Source organism: Diaphorobacter ruginosibacter (assembly GCF_040396215.1).
In the GTDB taxonomy this organism is placed as follows: domain Bacteria; phylum Pseudomonadota; class Gammaproteobacteria; order Burkholderiales; family Burkholderiaceae_C; genus Diaphorobacter_A; species Diaphorobacter_A ruginosibacter_A.
In genome coordinates, this window is sequence record NZ_JBEBOW010000085.1 from 1 (window position 1) to 16,464 (window position 16,464).

The window sequence follows — 16,464 nt, forward strand, 5'->3', positions numbered from 1 at the left end:
ATTACGAATGAGCTGCTCTACCGACTGAGCTACACCGGCGAAGACTTGGATTATATACCGAAAATCACTGTTCGGCCGTGTGGTAGCTCGTGACGCGTTCCACTTCGTTCCTGGAGCCCAGGATCACGCTTACGCGTTCGTGGAGCTGGGTGGGCTGGATGTCCAGGATGCGTTGTTTGCCGTTGGTGGCCGCGCCGCCGGCTTGCTCGACGAGCCAGCCCATGGGGTTGGCTTCGTACATCAGGCGCAGCTTGCCGGGCTTGTGGGGTTCGCGCTTGTCCCAGGGGTACATGAAGACGCCGCCGCGCATGAGGATGCGGTGGACGTCGGCGACCATGCTGGCGATCCAGCGCATGTTGAAGTCCTTGCCGCGCGGGCCTTCCGCGCCGGCGAGGCATTCGTCGATGTAGCGCCTGACCGGGGCGTCCCAGTGGCGCATGTTGCTCATGTTGATGGCGAATTCCCTGGTGTCCTCGGGGATGCGGATGTTGTCGCGCACGAGGACGAAGGAGCCTTGTTCCCGGTCGAGGGTGAACATGGCCACGCCGTCGCCGACGGTGAGCACCAGCGTGGTCTGGGGACCGAAGATGCAGTAGCCTGCGGCGACTTGCTGCGTGCCTGGCTGCAGGAAGTCGTTGTCATGCACGCCGGGGTGGCCGTCGGGCTTCTTGAGCACGCTGAAGATGGTGCCGATGCTGACGTTGACGTCGATGTTGGAGGAGCCGTCGAGCGGATCGAACAGCAGCAGGTATTCGCCTTGCGGGTAGCGGTTGGGCACCACGTAGATGCCTTCCATTTCCTCCGACGCCATGGCGGCGAGGTGGCCGCCCCATTCATTGGCCTCGATCAGTGTCTCGTTGGCGATGATGTCGAGTTTCTTCTGGACTTCGCCCTGCACGTTTTCGGTGTTGGCGCTGCCCATGACCTCGCCGAGTTCGCCCTTGTTCACGGCGAAGCTGATGCGTTTGCAGGCGCGGGCCACCACTTCGAGCAGCAGGCGCAGCTGGGGCGGAATCAAACCGTCGACGCGCTGCTGTTCCACCAGATAGCGCGTGAGGCTCATGCGTTGTGTCATGTCGTTCAATCTCCTGGATACAAAAAATCTTTGGGTGCCGATGTGGGCGCTTCGGCTCAGTCGGCGAGCGCGCGGGTGATGACTTCGCGCACGTCGTTGCTGAGATCGGGCTTGGCCGCCACGCGTTCGATGGCGGCGCGGGCCAGCGCGCGGTACGGCTCGGCGAGCTTGCGCCAGCGGTCCATGGCGCGGGCCAGGCGCGAGGCGACCTGCGGGTTGAAGCCGTCGAGCTCGAGCACGCGGTCGGCCCAGTAGGCATAGCCTTCGCCGTCGGCGCGGTGGAATGCGCCGGGGTTGGCGTTGCAGTAACTGAAGATCACGCTGCGCGCGCGGTTGGGGTTCTTCATCTGGAAGTCGGGGTGCTTCATCAGGGTGCGCACGGCGGGCAGGATGTTGCCGTTGCGGTCAGAGGCTCCGGCCTGCAGGCTGAACCATTTGTCGATGACCAGTGCCTCGTCCTTGAAGAGCGCGTGGAAACGCTCGAGCGCGGGTTTTGCGAGTTCGTGGCCGCTGTTGACCAGGGCGGCGAGGGCGTTGAAGCGGTCGGTCATGTTGCCCGCATCCTTGAAGCGCTGGTAGGTCTTGCCGGGCCACAGCGTGTCGCCGCTCCTGCGTGCGGCCAGGCACAGCATGTTCAGCGCGTGGCCGGCCAGCGCGCGCCGGCCCGCGGATGCTGCGTCGGGGCTGTAGGCGCCGGGCGTCTGGTGTTCTTCGTAGGCCTGGATCCAGTCGCTGAGGAGCGCCGTGGCCATCTCGGCGCGCATGGCGTCGCGCACCGCGTGAATGCGCTGCGGGTCCACTTCCTGGAGCTGTTCGGCGATGTAGCTCTCGGATGGCAGCGTGAGCACCAGTTCCTTGAAGGCGGCATCGAGCGATGGATTGCGCAGCACATCGCGCATGGCCGCGATGAAGCTCGTCGGCAGGATGGGCTGTTCGATTTCCCCCTGGGCATTGGCCGCGAGCGATGGGTCGGAGATGGCTGCAATTGCAATGCGCATGCCAAGGCGCTGGCCGGCTTCCCAGCGGTTGAACGGGTCGCTGTCGTGGGCAAGCAGGTTCAGCAGTTCGGCATCGCTGAAACCGTACTCCAGGATCACCGGCGCGCTGAAGCCGCGCAGCAGCGAAGGAACGGGGGCGGAGTCCACGTTGACGAAGGTGATCGACATGCTCGGCTCGGTGAGCACGATGGTGCCCTCGGTGCCGCTGGCCTGTTCGTCGCCTTCGCGCTGCAGGGGGAGGGCGCTGCCGTCGGCGCCCAGCAGGCCGAGCGTCACGGGGATGGCGAATGGCTGCTTGCTGTCCTGGCCTGGGGTCGCCGGGCATGATTGCGACAGCGTCAGCGTGTAGCTGCGCGCCTGCGCGTCATACTCGCCGCGAGCGGTCACGCGCGGTGTGCCGGCCTGGCTGTACCAGCGCTTGAATTGCGTGAGGTTCTGCGCGAGCGGGCTCTGGGGGTTCGCATCGGCGATGGCCTGCACGAAATCGTCGCAGGTAACGGCGTGGCCGTCGTGGCGCTCGAAGTACAGCTTCATGCCTTGGGCGAAGCCTTCGCGGCCCACCAGGTTGTGCTGCATGCGCACGACTTCCGCGCCCTTTTCATAGATGGTGACGGTGTAGAAATTGTTGATTTCCACATAGCTGTCGGGACGCACGGGGTGGGCCATGGGGCCCGCGTCCTCGGGGAACTGCACGGTGCGCAGCACGCGCACATCGTCAATGCGCTTGACGGCGCGGGCCGAGGCGCTGCCGGCCATGTCCATGCTGAATTCCTGGTCGCGGAAGACGGTCAGGCCTTCCTTGAGCGAGAGCTGGAACCAGTCGCGGCAGGTGACGCGGTCACCCGTCCAGTTGTGGAAGTACTCGTGGCCGACCACCGATTCGATGTTCGCGTAGTCCACGTCCGTGGCAGTGGACTGGCTGGCCAGCACGTACTTGGTGTTGAAGATGTTCAGGCCCTTGTTTTCCATCGCGCCCATGTTGAAGTCGCTGGTGGCGACGATCATGAAGCGGTCGAGGTCGAGCGACAGGCCGAAGCGCGCTTCGTCCCAGGCAATGGATGCCATGAGCGAGTTCATGGCGTGCTCGGTCTTTTCCAGGTCGCCGGGCCGCACGAAGACCTGCAGCAGGTGCTGATTGCCGGCGCGGCTCTTGATCTGCTGCTCACGCGCGACGAGCTTGCCCGCGACCAGCGCGAACAGGTAGGACGGCTTCTTGTGCGGATCGACCCATTTGGCGAAGTGGCGGCCATCTTCGAGATCGCCGCTGTCCACCAGGTTGCCGTTGGAGAGCAGCACCGGGTATTGCGATTTGCTGGCGCGCAGCGTGACGGTGTAGCTTGCCATCACGTCGGGGCGGTCCAGGAAATACGTGATGCGGCGGAAACCCTCCGCCTCGCATTGCGTGAAGAAGGTGTCGTTGCTCACGTACAGGCCCGACAGCTGGGTGTTCTTGGCCGGGCAGCAGGTGGTGAAGATCTCCAGGTCCATGGGCGCGTCGCCCTCGGGGAGGTTTTCGAGCACGAGCTGAGAGTTCTCCGTCTTGAACGAGGTGCTGGCGCCGTTGACCATCACGCGGGCGAGATTGAGTTCCTCTCCGTCCAGGCGCAGCGGCTGCGTGGGCACTTCCATGTTGCGGCGAATGCGCAGCTTGCTGAGTACGCGTGTCTTGGCTGGGTCGAGATCGAATGTGAGGTCCACGGTGTCGATCCAGAACGCCGGGGCGGTGTAGTCCTCGCGGCGGATCGTGGCTGCCGTGGGGCGGGCGTCACTGACGTCTAACATCATCGGAGTTACTCCATGCTAATTGGGGCATGTGCGGCGGGTTGGGCTTGCCGTTTCCTGCTGTACATGCCAATACCGTTATATATCTCGGAACGCGGCGCTTGTCGTGGAACTCAATTCCAAAGGGGCAAGCGGTCGCGGGCTACCGGGTTCACCGGCGCGAACCTGGCATTTTGCCTGTTTGGCCGGCGCGTGGCCGCAAACCGGGTGTTTGGCCTTGCGTAAGCCCTTCGCCGGAGCCCGTGCGGGCGCCGTTGGCGGCATCGGCTGCCCCTGGTTTCCCGCCCTGATCAATCCATTGCCGTGAAAAAAGGCAAAAGCGGCCGGCCTTGGCGGGGTGGCCTGCCGGGCCATCCGCAAAAACCAGCCGCCTTGCCTTGTCGGTGGATCAGACGCCTTGCTTGAGCGAGGCTTCGATGAACACGTCCAGATCGCCGTCCAGCACCTTCTGCGTGGCGGAGACTTCCACGTTGGTGCGCAGATCCTTGATGCGGCTGTTGTCCAGGACGTACGAGCGGATCTGGTGGCCCCAGCCGACGTCGGTCTTGGTGTCCTCGAGCTTTTGCTGCTCTTCCATGCGCTTGCGCATTTCGTAGTCGTACAGGCGCGAGCGCAGGCGCTGCCATGCCACGTCGCGGTTGCTGTGCTGGCTGCGGCCATCCTGGCACTGCACGACGATGCCGGTCGGAATGTGCGTCAGGCGCACGGCCGAGTCGGTCTTGTTGATGTGCTGGCCGCCCGCGCCGGAGGCCCGGTAGGTGTCGGTGCGCACATCGGCCGGGTTGATGTTGATCTCGATCGAATCGTCGATTTCCGGATAGACGAACAGCGATGCGAACGATGTATGGCGTCCGCCCGACGAGTCGAACGGCGACTTGCGGACCAGGCGGTGCACGCCGGTTTCCGTGCGCAGCAGGCCGTAGGCGTATTCGCCTTCCACCTTGATGGTCGCGCTCTTGATGCCGGCCACGTCGCCCGGCGTTTCTTCTTCCACCGTGGTCTTGAAGCCCTTGCGTTCGGCGTACTTGAGGTATTGGCGCAGCAGCATGCTGGCCCAGTCGCAGGCTTCCGTGCCGCCCGCGCCCGCCTGGATGTCGATGAAGCAGTTGAGCGGATCGGCCTCATTGCTGAACATGCGGCGGAACTCGAGTTCCTCGATCAGCGGGCGCAGCTTCTCGGCTTCGCCCTCGATGGTTTCGAGACCGGCCTCGTCGCTTTCTTCCTTGCTCATTTCATAGAGCTCGGTGTTGTCCGCCAGCTCGCTGGTGAGCTTTTGCAGCGTCAGCACGACAGAGTCGAGCGATTTCTTTTCCTTGCCCAGTTCCTGGGCCTTCTTGGGGTCGTTCCAGACGCCAGGATCCTCGAGCGATGCGTTTACCGTGCGCAGGCGTTCAAACTTGGCATCGTAGTCAAAGATACCTCCGAAGCTCTTGCGTCCGCGTGGACAGGTCTTCGAGGGTGGTGCCGATCAGGTTGATGCGTTCTGAATCCATTTTCGTAATTCCTTGGGCTTGTCATTTATAAGCAACCGGCCATTTTCTCATGGATGAAGGTTCCGTCATGGCGGCATGGTGTTGCGCGCCGGCCGTGAACGACTCCGGAACAGCCGCCGAGCGGGCGGGTTTGCGGCGAATATGTGTTAATTTGTGTCATACCATTGGCGGGCGACTTTTCTCGTTCCTTTCATTTCACGACCGCCGATGCCGCACCGCACAGACAGCACAGACAGCTCAGCCAGCTTTGCCGACCCTATCCCCAGTGCCGGCAGCCGGGCGCCCGCGGCCACGGCCGATGTGGCGTTGCCCGTTCCTGTCCTGGTGGTGGAGGATGAGCCGCTCCTGCAGCGCCGGCTTTCGCTCGTGCTGGGGCAATTGGGCTATGCGCAGGACGATCTGGTGATCGTCGGCTCGCTGGCCCAGGCACGGCAGTTCCTCAAGCAGCAGCCGGTCGCGCTGGCGCTGGTGGATCTGGAACTGCCCGACGGCAACGGGCGGTCGCTGATTCTGGAGTTGCGCGCGGATGATCCGGGGCTGGGGATTCTGGTGGTGTCGGCATGGAGCTCGGAAGATGCCATCCTGGGCGCGCTCAAGGCCGGGGCGACCGGGTACGTGCTCAAGGAACGGGATGATCTGGAGGTCTTGCTTTCCATCCGCAGCGTGCTGCGAGGCGGCGCGCCCATCGATCCCTTCATCGCCAGGCGCATCCTGGAGCTGCTGCCGGCCAGCCCGCGCAATCCGGCCCGGGCGCATGGCGAAGGCCCGGAGCTGTCGGAGCGCGAAACGGCCATCCTGCGGCTGGTGGCCAATGGCATGACGAATCGCGAGATCGCGGAGCATGTGTCGCTCTCCCGTTTCACGGTCGATACCCACATCAAGCGCATCTACCGCAAGCTGGCCGTGTCCTCGCGCGTCTCGGCCGTGCAGGAGGCTAAGGCCCGGGGATGGATTGAATGAGGCCGCAGCCGCCAGCCGGCGCGGCGTCCGGCGGCCCGCATGATCTGTTCTGGCTGCTGATGGGGGCGGCGTTGCTGCTCGGAATGCTGCTGGCCCGCCCGGCGTCGGCCGCCGAGGCCGCCTGCAAGCCTACGGTTCTTTCCGTGATGATGGCGCCGGACCCGCAGCCGGAGAAATCGCTGGATGGAGCGCAGGCCAGCGCCAAGCCCTATCCGCCTGCTGCCGGCTGGAGCGCGGTGGAGCTGCCGCACGTATGGCCGTATGAGGGAGATGGCGGCCTGCGCACGGGCTGGTACCGCATCGATTGGAGCAGCCAATGCGTGAGCGCGAGCGGCGATCCGCAACTGGTCGCGGTAGGCCTTGCCAACGTCAGCGCGGCGGGAGCGCTCTACAGCAACGGCGATCTGCTGTGGAGCGATGTCTCGCTGGTCGAGCCGCTCTCGGCCAGCTGGAACATGCCGCGCTGGTGGCTGTTGCCGCGCACGACCTTGCATTCAGGGGTCAACACCTTGTGGCTGCGGGTGACGGGATACAGCCAGGCCGGGATTGGCGCGGGCCCTCTGTATCTTGGCCCGCCCGATGAGGTGAGGGCGAAAATCGAAACCCATAGCTGGCGCCAGCGCACCACCTATCTGATCACCGCTGCGCTGTCGGCCGCCGTGGGATGCATCTTCCTGGTGGTGTTCCTGATCCACCGCCGCGAGCAAGCCTACGGCTGGTATGCGCTCATGTCGCTCATCTGGGTGGCATATCTTGGCACGCTCCTGGCCACCGACAGCTGGCCGTTCGCCAGCGCGCTGTCGATGACACGCGCCAGCGTCATGCTCTTCGTGACGTACGTGGCGTGTTTCTGCCAGTTCACCTGGACTTTCGGCGCGCAGGATTTTCCCCGTCTTCGCCGCGTGCTGTGGACCGTCATGCCGCTGGCGGCGATTGCCGTGCTGGCGGCTCCTGCCAGGCACGCCAGGCTGGCCATCGATCTGGCGTGGTTCGGGTCGGTCGCCATATTTCTTCTCAACTGCCTGCAGTTCCAGTTCCATGCGTGGCGCACGCGCGAGCTGCGGCATGTTCTGCTGGCCGCGTGCTGGCTGGCCTTCATCGTCGTGGGCCTGCATGACCTCGCTCTCGTCCTGGGGGGCTGGCACGGAGATGAATCGTGGTCCTATATCTCGGGGCCCATTGCCACCGTGTTCATGGCGGTGCTGCTGGGCAGCCAGCTGGGCTCGCAGATGCGGCGCATCGCGCTGTTCAACCAGGAACTGACGAGCCGCGTGAACGACGCCAGGCTGGAACTGGCACATGCGCTGGAGCGCGAACACCAGCAGCGGCTGCAACATGCGAAGGTGCAGGAGCGGCTGGAGATCGCGCACGATCTGCATGATGGCCTGGGTGCAAGCCTGGTGCGCTCCATGGCCATCGTGGAGCAGGCGGCCCAGCCGCTGCCTGCCGATCGCGTGATGTCGCTCTTCAAGGTGCTGCGCGACGATCTGCGGCAGGTGATAGACCATGGATCCAGCGCGGGCGCGGCGGTGCCCGAAACGCCCGTGGCGTGGATGGCCCCGCTGCGCCACCGGTTTTCGAACATTCTGGACGATCTCGGGATCGGGTCGCAGTGGAGCATTCCGCGGCGCTGGGTGAGCAGGCCGACGGCGGTGCAGTGCCTGGCGCTCACGCGGGTGACGGAGGAGGCGCTGTCCAACATCATCAAGCACAGCCGCGCCAGGCAGGTGAGGGTCACTTGCGGCGTGACGGAAGGCGGCATGCTTGCGCTGAGCATCGAGGATGATGGCGCGGGCTTTGACGTGGATGCCGTGCGGCGCGCCGGGCTGAGCGTGGGGCTGCGCAGCATGGAGGCGCGGGCGCAGCGCATGGGGGCGCGGCTGACGGTGACGTCGCGCCCGGGCGCGACGGCGATCCGGATCGAGTTGCCGCTTCGCCCCGCGCACGAGGAATCGGAATCGGAATCCGCGCGGGCGGGCGCGGCGTGATCAGGGGGCGAGGAGAAATTCCTCGATCAGTTTCGCAACGGCATGCGGCTGGTCGTGATGCAGCATATGCCCGGCATCCATCACCTGCGCCGTGCGCGCATTGGGCACGTGGCGCAGCCGCTCGAGGAAAGCGTCGAGCGAGTATTTTCCGTCCGACCATTTTTCGATGTGGTTCTCCTGCGCCTGCACCGACAGCACGGGCGCCGTGATCGCCTCGTACAGCGCCAGCGTCTCGTCCAGGCGGAACAGCATCGGCGTGACGATCTTGTGGGCCGGCGCGCCCAGGATGTGCCACTTGCCGTCGGCGTCGGGCGCGGACCAGTGCTGCGCCAGCCAGAGCGCCTTGTCCCGGGCGATGCGCGGATTGGTTTTCATCAGCCGTTCGGCCACGCCTTCCATGCTGTCGTAGGGACGCAGCCGCATCTCGCCGCGCCCGTATTGGCGAAGCTCGTCCATCCAGCGGGCATAGCGCGCGGGAGCTTCGCCGGGCTGCGTTGCCGCCAGTCCGAAGCCCTCCAGGTTGACCAGCCGGCGGATGCGGTGCGGCCGTGCGCCCGCATACATCATGCTGACGTTGCCGCCCATGCTGTGGCCGACCAGATCGACGGGCGCATCGGCCGAGAAATGGTCGATCAGATGATCCAGGTCCGCGAGATAGTCTGCAAACACATAGTGATCGGCGGGAGCGTCGGGCATGGAGCGCCCGAAGCCGCGCCAGTCGGGGGCGATGATCGTGCGCTGCCCGCACAGCGCTTCGCTGAACGCGTCCACCACGAACTGGTAGGACGCCCCCACGTCCATCCAGCCGTGCAACATCACCAGCGGCGGCAGCGCGGCGTCATGCGATGGCGATGGCGGGCCGCCCCAGACGCGCACGTTGTAGCGCATGGTCCGTATGGGAATGGACAGTTGCCGGGATGGGCGTCGTTCTGAGTACATGGCCCGCATTATCTACAGCGTCCGGCTGCATCCGGCGGCCATGCGCAGCCGCTGGCCATGCCTGGCGGGCGGTGCGCACGCGAAGGCGCATTGTTGACTATCATTTCCGCTGCTTTGCACTTCGGCCATTGGATTGGAATTACATGAATCAGATTTCGCTGGGACAAAGTGACCTGAAGGTCACGCCCATTTGCCTTGGAACCATGACTTTCGGCGAGCAGGTCTCCGAGCCGGCCTCGCATGCCATCCTGGACAGGGCGCTGGCGCGGGGCGTGAATTTCATCGACACCGCGGAGATGTACGCGGTGCCGACGCGCGTGGAGACCTATGGCGCGACCGAGACGATCATCGGCAACTGGTTTGCCGCGAATCCGGGCGTGCGCCGCCGCGTGGTGCTGGCAAGCAAGGTGGCAGGCCCCTCGCGCGCCACGCCCTGGGTGCGCGAGGGCGCGGGCATGACGGCGGCGGACATCATCGCCTCCTGCGAAGGCAGCCTCAGGCGCCTGCGCACCGATGTGATCGATCTCTACCAGATCCACTGGCCCGAGCGCCACGTGCCCGCGTTCGGGCAGATGTACTACAGCCCTTCCAAGGAAACGAGCTCGACGCCGATCCCGGAGCAGCTCGAGGCCCTTGGCCGGCTGGTGCGCGAGGGCAAGGTGCGCTATATCGGGCTCTCCAACGAGACGCCTTATGGCGTGCATGAGTTCGTGCGGCTGGCGGAGCAGCTCGGCCTGCCGAGGGTGGCCTCGGTGCAGAACCCGTATTCGCTGCTCAACCGCAGTTGGGAGAATGCGATGGACGAAAGCTGCCATCGCCTGGGCGTGTCGCTGCTGGCCTACTCGCCGCTGGGCTATGGGCTGCTGAGCGGAAAATATGACGAGGGCGGAACCACCGGAGCGCAGGCGCCAGCCGCCGCTCGCCTGACGATGTTCGAGTCGATGCGCAAGCAGCGCTGGGGCCGCAAGGAATCGTGGGAGGTGGGCAAGCTCTACAACCAGCTGGCCCGTGACAACGGCCTGACGCCGACGCAGATGGCGCTCGCGTTCTGCTACACGAAGTGGCAGGTGGCGAGCACGATTCTGGGCGTGACCACGGTCGAGCAGCTTGACGAGGACATCGACGTCTGGGGAACGCAATTGACGCCCCAGGTGCTGCAGGCGATAGACGCCATCCGCAAGCTGCACCGCGACCCGGCCCAGTGAGAGGACAGGGGCGCGATCATGGCAAAAAAGGACAAGTCCGCGCATGTGAGCGAGACGCCGGCCACCCAGCTGCTGCGCGCCCACGGCGTGGAGTTCACCGAGCATCCCTATGACTACGTCGAGCACGGCGGCACGGAGCACAGCGCCAGGTCGTTGGGGCTGGACGAGCACACCGTCGTCAAGACGCTGGTGATGCAGGACCAGGATGCCAGGCCGCTGATCGTTCTGATGCATGGCGACTGCAAGGTGTCCACCAAGAACCTGGCGCGCCAGATCGGCGCGAAAAGCGTGGAGCCGTGCAAGCCCGAGGTGGCCAGCCGGCACAGCGGCTATCTGGTGGGCGGCACCTCGCCGTTCGGCACGAGAAAGAGCATGCCGGTCTATATCGAGCAGACGATTCTCGATCTGCCGCGCATCGCCATCAACGGCGGACGGCGCGGGTTTCTGGTGCAATTGAGTCCGCAGGTGTGCGTGGATCTGCTGGCGGCCCGGACGGTGCAGTGCGCGCTGGCAGAATAGGGGCTTTGCGGAACCTCTTTCTTAGAACGTGTTCACGATCTCCTCGCGGCTGCGTAGAGATCGTAAACACATTCTTAGAGCCGCTAACACAACCCTCGATACGTCGTTGCTTCGCCTTGTCGTACGCTTGTACTGCCTGCGGCTTCGCGCCTCGTCTCGATCGCAAACCTTCGGTTTGCCGGGTCGTGTTAGCAGCTCTTATTGCGCGGGCCGGCGCGCGGATGTTCCGGCAATTTTCTTCCATCCCCATTCCAGCCATTGATCGGATCCTGTGAGCTCGACCGTACTTTCCATCGTTGCCATCGTCGCCGCCTACCTCGTGGGCTCGCTGTCTTTCGCGGTCATCGTCAGCAGGGTGATGGGGCTGAACGATCCCAGGACCTACGGCAGCAAGAACCCCGGAGCGACCAACGTGCTGCGTTCGGGCAGCAAGCCCGCAGCGGTCCTGACCCTGCTGCTCGACGCCGTCAAGGGCTGGCTGCCGGTGATGCTGGTGCGCTGGTTCGGCTCGGCATACGGGCTGGAAGAGGGTACGGTTGCCGCTGTCGCGTTGGCTGCGTTCCTGGGCCATCTGTGGCCCGTATTCTTTCGCTTCAAGGGCGGCAAGGGCGTTGCGACGGCTGCGGGCGTGCTGCTGGGCATCAGCGGCTGGCTGGGGCTGGCGACGCTGGCGACCTGGCTGATCATCGCCGTGTTCTTTCGCTATTCGTCACTGGCCTCGCTGGTGGCGGCGGTGTTCGCTCCGTTCTTTTATGTGCTCGGCGGCGGCGTGGCCTGGTACATGGATGCGCGCATCGGCGTGGCCATCGCCATCATGGCGGGGTTGCTGGTGTGGCGGCACAAGGAAAATATCGGCCGCCTGATGGCCGGCAAGGAGTCGAAGATCGGCTCCGGCAAGAAAAAGGGCTGATGAAGCGCTGACCGTTCTTCCCGTCGCGCGCGGGGGCACCGCCGCTGCGGCCACAGCCGGTCAATGGCCCCTGTGGCCTATTTGGCTCCTATAGCCCACTTGGCCTATTGCCCCGCAGCTTGAGAGGCGCAGTCCGATGCGATGACGCCGTCCGCGCGCTGGAGCTCCGCCTCGCGCGTGGCATCGTCCATGAAGCCGCGTTCCCCGTTGGCGTTGACGTGGCTGATGAGGCCGCCGGAACTCAACGTCTTTTTCGCCGTCTGGGCGCGGGCGCAATTGTCGGCGCGGGCCTTGTCGATGCGGTCGGCCTCGGCCTTTTTCCTGGCGGCTTCTTCCGCCTCGGTCTTGGCCTTGGCTTCCGCCAGCCGCTTGTCCTGACTCGAGCCCTGCGCTGCTGACGCCGTTGATGCAGGCGCTCCGGCTGCCGCGGCGCTGGCCGTGTCGTCGGCGGCGGGCACGGGCGTGGCGCGGCCCTTGCTGCCGCCCGGCTGCTTGAGGATGTTCTTCTGCGGCACCTCGATTGGTGGCGGCCGGTCGCTGAAGACCTTTCTTCCGTCCTTGTCTACCCACTGCCATTGAGCGGAGGCCGCCAGCGCCCAGGTCGAGGCTGCGGCCAATAGAAGAATCTTGTGAAGTTTCATGTGACCGAGTGTAGCTGCGCCATGTTGCGTCATCCAAGCGCTTTTGGCCGGATTGCTGCAGAAATGTTACGCGGCGGGTACAATCGTTTTTTTGGAGCTTTCACATGCGCCTTCTTGGTAAAGCGCTCACCTTCGACGATGTGTTGCTGGTGCCCGCGTTCTCCCAGGTCCTGCCCAAGGACACTTCTCTTAGCACGCGCTTTTCGCGCAACATCACCCTGAACCTGCCTCTGGTGTCCGCGGCCATGGACACCGTCACCGAAGCGCGCCTGGCGATCGCCATCGCCCAGGAAGGCGGCATCGGCGTGATCCACAAGAACATGACAGCCGAGGAACAGGCCGCGGAGGTCTCCAAGGTCAAGCGCCACGAGTCCGGCGTGGTGCATGACCCGGTGGTGATCACGCCCGAGCACACGGTGCTGCAGGTGCTGCAACTGTCCGAGGAGCGCGGCATCTCCGGATTCCCGGTGGTCGATGGCGGCAAGGTGGTGGGCATCGTGACCAGCCGCGACGTGCGCTTCGAGACGCGCTACGACGTAAAGGTCAAGGAGATCATGACGCCGCGCGAGCGCCTGGTCACCGTGAACGAAAAGGACGGCACCACGCCCGCGCAGGCCAAGGCGCTGCTGAACAAGCACAAGCTCGAGCGCATTCTCGTCGTGAACGACGCGTTCGAGCTCAAGGGCCTCATCACCGTCAAGGACATCAACAAGCAGACCAGCTTTCCCAACGCTGCCCGTGATTCGGCGGGCCGCCTGCGCGTGGCTGCGGCGGTCGGCGTGGGCGCCGGTACCGAGGAGCGCGTCGCCGCTCTCGTCAAGGCGGGCGTGGACGCCATCGTCGTGGACACGGCCCACGGCCACAGCAAGGGCGTGATCGAGCGCGTCCGCTGGGTCAAGGCAAATTATCCGCAGGTGGACGTGATCGGCGGCAACATCGCCACGGGCGCGGCGGCGCTGGCGCTGGTGGAGGCGGGCGCCGATGCGGTCAAGGTCGGCATCGGCCCTGGCTCGATCTGCACGACGCGCATCGTCGCGGGCGTGGGCGTTCCGCAGATCATGGCCATCGACAGCGTCGCCAAGGCGCTGCATGGCACGGGCGTTCCCCTGATCGCCGATGGCGGCATCCGCTATTCCGGCGACATCGCCAAGGCGCTCGCCGCGGGCGCGGCCACCATCATGATGGGTGGCATGTTCGCGGGCACCGAAGAAGCTCCGGGCGAAGTCATCCTGTATCAGGGTCGGTCCTACAAGAGCTACCGCGGCATGGGCTCCATCGGCGCAATGCAGCAGGGTTCGGCCGACCGCTACTTCCAGGAAGCCACCACCGGCAACCCCAACGCCGACAAGCTCGTGCCCGAAGGCATCGAGGGCCGCGTGCCCTACAAGGGCTCGGTCATCGCCATTATCTTCCAGATGGCCGGCGGTGTGCGCGCGGCCATGGGCTACTGCGGATGCGGCACCATCCAGGAGATGAACGACAAGGCCGAGTTCGTCGAGATCACGTCCGCGGGCATCCGCGAGTCGCACGTGCACGATGTGCAGATCACCAAGGAAGCGCCCAACTACCGCGCCGACTGATCTGGCCTGAATTCTTTGTAATTCTGGTCAGAATGATAGAATCTGGTCCGAACCTGATGTTCGGACCAGATTTTTTTATTTTCAGCCCATGCAATCCGTTGGCATCTACGAAGCGAAGACCCGTTTTTCAGCCCTGATCGAGCTTGTCGAGCAGGGGGAGGAAGTACGTATCACGCGCCATGGCAAGGAAGTCGTGCGCATGCTGCCGGTGCGCCGCCGCCCGGTGATCTCGGATGAGCAGATCGCGCGGGAACTCGGCCAGATCGCTTCGCTGCAGGCAACGATTGCGCCGCCCGGCGGCCGCGCCGCGCATGCCACATCGGCCGGGCTGCGCCGCACGGGCAGGAGCCAGGCCGCATGACCGCCTTCGTGCTGGATGCATCCGTCACCGCCGCATGGCTGTTGCCCGACAACGCCAGCGAAGCCACGCACCGCCTGTATGCGCGCATCCGCCGCGACGAGCTCGATCCGCAGGCGCCCAATCTCTGGCAATGGGAGTGCGGCAACCTGATTGCCAGCGGCGTGAACGCCGGACGGATTCCGCACGCATCCGTCGAAGGATTGTGGGGCGTGCTCGAAGCCATCCGCCACCGCATGGAACTGCACGATCTCGCGCCGGCGCAGCACAAGGCCGTGCTGGACGTGGCGCTCGAGACCGGACTGCCGGTCTATGACGCTTCCTATCTGTGGCTGGCCCGCTCACTCAAGCTGCCGCTGGCCACCTTCGACCAGGCCCAGGCGGACGCCGCCAGACAAAGCGGCATCGCGCTGCTGGACCTGGACGGACTCTGAACCGAATTTCAACCCGGAATCTTTTTGCCCTTAACACCATGCAACACGACAAGATCCTCATCCTCGACTTTGGCTCCCAGGTCACGCAGCTCATCGCGCGCCGCATCCGCGAAGCCCATGTGTATTGCGAAGTCCACCCGTGCGACGTGAGCAGCGACTGGGTACGTGAATTCGCGGCGGACGGCAGGCTCAAGGGTGTGATCCTCTCGGGCAGCCACGCCAGCGTCTATGAAGTGGACGACCGCGCGCCCGACGCCGTGTTCGAGCTCGGCATCCCCGTGCTCGGCATCTGCTACGGCATGCAGACCATGGCCGCGCAACTCGGTGGCAAGGTCGAGGGCTCCAGCTCCCGTGAATTCGGCTACGCGGAAGTGCGCGCGCACGGCCACACCAGGCTGCTCGAAGGCATCGAGGACTTCAGCACGGCGCAAGGCCACGGCATGCTCAAGGTCTGGATGAGCCACGGCGACAAGGTCACCCAGTTGCCCGAAGGGTTCAAGATCATGGCATCGACGCCGTCATGCCCGATCGCCGGCATGGCCGATGAGGCGCGCCGCTACTACGCCGTGCAATTCCACCCCGAAGTCACGCACACCGTGCAGGGCGCGGCCATGCTCAACCGCTTCGTGCGCGACATCTGCGGCGCCGCGGCGGACTGGATCATGGGCGACTACATCGAGGAAGCCGTCGCAAGGATCCGTGAACAGGTCGGCGACCAGGAAGTGATCCTTGGCCTCTCCGGAGGCGTCGACTCCTCCGTCGCCGCGGCGCTGATCCACCGCGCCATCGGCGATCAGCTGACCTGCGTATTCGTCGATCACGGCCTCTTGCGCCTGAACGAAGGCGACATGGTCATGGACATGTTCGAAGGCAAGCTCCACGCCAAGGTCGTTCGCGTCGATGCATCCAGCCTGTTCCTTGGTGAACTCGCAGGGGTGTCCGAGCCCGAGCAAAAGCGCAAGATCATTGGCCGACTGTTCGTCGACGTCTTCAAGGCGGAAGCCGCCAAGCTCAAGGCCAGCGGCGCGGGCCACAAGGGCGCGACCTTCCTCGCGCAAGGCACGATCTATCCGGACGTCATCGAATCCGGCGGCGCCAAGAGCAAAAAGGCCGTCACCATCAAGAGCCACCACAACGTGGGCGGCCTGCCTGAACAGCTTGGCCTCCAGCTGCTGGAGCCGCTGCGCGACCTGTTCAAGGACGAAGTCCGCGAACTCGGCGTAGCCCTTGGCCTGCCGCGCGAAATGGTCTACCGCCACCCGTTCCCCGGGCCGGGCCTGGGCGTGCGCATCCTCGGCGAGGTCAAGAAGGAATACGCCGACCTCCTGCGCCGCGCCGACGCCATCTTCATCGAAGAACTGCGCAACTGGATCGACGAAGCCACCGGCAAGAGCTGGTACGACCTCACCAGCCAGGCCTTCACCGTCTTCCTGCCCGTCAAGAGCGTAGGCGTCATGGGCGACGGCCGCACCTACGACTACGTCGTCGCCCTGCGCGCCGTGCAGACCAGCGACTTCATGACAGCCGACTGGGCAGAACTACCCTATGGGCTTCTCAAGAAAACATCCGGCCGCATCATCAA

Annotated in this window: 14 protein-coding genes; 9 read left to right on the plus strand and 5 right to left on the minus strand. The window is 64.9% G+C overall.

All coding sequences use genetic code 11. The features are described from left to right. Positions 1–64: 64 nt before the first annotated feature. The 3 genes from ABWP92_RS11395 to prfB form a co-directional block, all read right to left on the minus strand. A complete protein-coding gene (locus ABWP92_RS11395; protein ID WP_353235499.1) occupies positions 65–1,075 on the minus strand; it encodes a class 1 fructose-bisphosphatase in 1,011 nt (336 codons plus the stop codon). A gap of 56 nt (positions 1,076–1,131) precedes the next feature. Then, the gene (pepN, locus tag ABWP92_RS11400; RefSeq protein WP_353235500.1) at positions 1,132–3,855 is read right to left on the minus strand and encodes an aminopeptidase N; all 2,724 of its coding nucleotides are present in this window, start codon (positions 3,853–3,855) and stop codon (positions 1,132–1,134) included. 388 nt (positions 3,856–4,243) lie between these two features. Beyond that, positions 4,244–5,348, minus strand: a protein-coding gene (gene prfB / locus ABWP92_RS11405) for a peptide chain release factor 2 (protein ID WP_353235501.1) whose coding sequence is annotated in 2 segments (ribosomal slippage) — positions 4,244–5,266 and positions 5,268–5,348 — 1,104 coding nt in all. Because the reading frame shifts where the segments join, the coding sequence is not laid out codon by codon here. 207 nt (positions 5,349–5,555) lie between these two features. Between prfB and ABWP92_RS11410 the strand changes: the two genes are divergently transcribed. Together ABWP92_RS11410 and ABWP92_RS11415 are read left to right on the plus strand one after the other, a co-directional pair. Further along, positions 5,556–6,308, plus strand: coding sequence for a LuxR C-terminal-related transcriptional regulator (locus ABWP92_RS11410; protein WP_353235502.1), 753 nt, complete (start codon positions 5,556–5,558; stop codon positions 6,306–6,308). Next, on the plus strand, positions 6,305–8,296 hold the full coding sequence (locus ABWP92_RS11415; RefSeq protein WP_353235503.1) for a sensor histidine kinase: 1,992 nt from the start codon (positions 6,305–6,307) through the stop codon (positions 8,294–8,296). The genes ABWP92_RS11410 and ABWP92_RS11415 overlap by 4 nt, the downstream gene beginning before the upstream one ends. Here the strand turns inward: ABWP92_RS11415 and ABWP92_RS11420 are convergent, their stop codons facing one another. After that, positions 8,297–9,235, minus strand: coding sequence for an alpha/beta fold hydrolase (locus tag ABWP92_RS11420; protein WP_353235504.1), 939 nt, complete (start codon positions 9,233–9,235; stop codon positions 8,297–8,299). A gap of 143 nt (positions 9,236–9,378) precedes the next feature. On the opposite strand from ABWP92_RS11420, the gene ABWP92_RS11425 reads away from it, so the two are divergent. The 3 genes from ABWP92_RS11425 to plsY all read left to right on the plus strand — a co-directional run bounded on the left by ABWP92_RS11425 (position 9,379) and on the right by plsY (position 11,869). Beyond that, positions 9,379–10,440: an aldo/keto reductase gene (locus ABWP92_RS11425; protein WP_353235505.1), complete on the plus strand. Its 1,062-nt coding sequence runs from the start codon at positions 9,379–9,381 to the stop codon at positions 10,438–10,440. A gap of 18 nt (positions 10,441–10,458) precedes the next feature. Beyond that, a complete protein-coding gene (ybaK, locus tag ABWP92_RS11430; protein WP_353235506.1) occupies positions 10,459–10,959 on the plus strand; it encodes a Cys-tRNA(Pro) deacylase in 501 nt (166 codons plus the stop codon). 271 nt (positions 10,960–11,230) lie between these two features. Next, positions 11,231–11,869 carry a glycerol-3-phosphate 1-O-acyltransferase PlsY gene (plsY, locus tag ABWP92_RS11435; RefSeq protein WP_353235507.1) on the plus strand — a complete coding sequence of 213 codons (639 nt, stop codon included), beginning with the start codon at positions 11,231–11,233 and terminating at the stop codon, positions 11,867–11,869. 104 nt (positions 11,870–11,973) lie between these two features. Here the strand turns inward: plsY and ABWP92_RS11440 are convergent, their stop codons facing one another. Beyond that, the gene (locus tag ABWP92_RS11440; RefSeq protein ID WP_353235508.1) at positions 11,974–12,510 is read right to left on the minus strand and encodes a DUF4124 domain-containing protein; all 537 of its coding nucleotides are present in this window, start codon (positions 12,508–12,510) and stop codon (positions 11,974–11,976) included. A gap of 104 nt (positions 12,511–12,614) precedes the next feature. On the opposite strand from ABWP92_RS11440, the gene guaB reads away from it, so the two are divergent. The 4 genes from guaB to guaA form a co-directional block, all read left to right on the plus strand. Then, a complete protein-coding gene (guaB, locus tag ABWP92_RS11445) occupies positions 12,615–14,090 on the plus strand; it encodes an IMP dehydrogenase (RefSeq protein WP_353235509.1) in 1,476 nt (491 codons plus the stop codon). A gap of 88 nt (positions 14,091–14,178) precedes the next feature. Next, a complete protein-coding gene (locus tag ABWP92_RS11450; protein ID WP_353235510.1) occupies positions 14,179–14,451 on the plus strand; it encodes a type II toxin-antitoxin system Phd/YefM family antitoxin in 273 nt (90 codons plus the stop codon). Continuing rightward, on the plus strand, positions 14,448–14,882 hold the full coding sequence (locus ABWP92_RS11455; RefSeq protein ID WP_353235511.1) for a type II toxin-antitoxin system VapC family toxin: 435 nt from the start codon (positions 14,448–14,450) through the stop codon (positions 14,880–14,882). The genes ABWP92_RS11450 and ABWP92_RS11455 overlap by 4 nt, the downstream gene beginning before the upstream one ends. 38 nt (positions 14,883–14,920) lie before the next feature. Beyond that, on the plus strand, positions 14,921–16,464 hold a 1,544-nt coding region (guaA, locus tag ABWP92_RS11460; protein ID WP_353235512.1), incomplete at its 3' end, for a glutamine-hydrolyzing GMP synthase.

Coding starts and splice junctions, on each gene's coding strand:
- ABWP92_RS11395 (WP_353235499.1), bottom strand. CDS start 1,075: ATGACACAACGCATGAGCCTCACGCGCTATCTGGTGGAACAGCAGCGC.
- pepN (WP_353235500.1), bottom strand. CDS start 3,855: ATGTTAGACGTCAGTGACGCCCGCCCCACGGCAGCCACGATCCGCCGC.
- ABWP92_RS11410 (WP_353235502.1), top strand. CDS start 5,556: ATGCCGCACCGCACAGACAGCACAGACAGCTCAGCCAGCTTTGCCGAC.
- ABWP92_RS11415 (WP_353235503.1), top strand. CDS start 6,305: ATGAGGCCGCAGCCGCCAGCCGGCGCGGCGTCCGGCGGCCCGCATGAT.
- ABWP92_RS11420 (WP_353235504.1), bottom strand. CDS start 9,235: ATGTACTCAGAACGACGCCCATCCCGGCAACTGTCCATTCCCATACGG.
- ABWP92_RS11425 (WP_353235505.1), top strand. CDS start 9,379: ATGAATCAGATTTCGCTGGGACAAAGTGACCTGAAGGTCACGCCCATT.
- ybaK (WP_353235506.1), top strand. CDS start 10,459: ATGGCAAAAAAGGACAAGTCCGCGCATGTGAGCGAGACGCCGGCCACC.
- ABWP92_RS11440 (WP_353235508.1), bottom strand. CDS start 12,510: ATGAAACTTCACAAGATTCTTCTATTGGCCGCAGCCTCGACCTGGGCG.
- guaB (WP_353235509.1), top strand. CDS start 12,615: ATGCGCCTTCTTGGTAAAGCGCTCACCTTCGACGATGTGTTGCTGGTG.
- ABWP92_RS11450 (WP_353235510.1), top strand. CDS start 14,179: ATGCAATCCGTTGGCATCTACGAAGCGAAGACCCGTTTTTCAGCCCTG.
- ABWP92_RS11455 (WP_353235511.1), top strand. CDS start 14,448: ATGACCGCCTTCGTGCTGGATGCATCCGTCACCGCCGCATGGCTGTTG.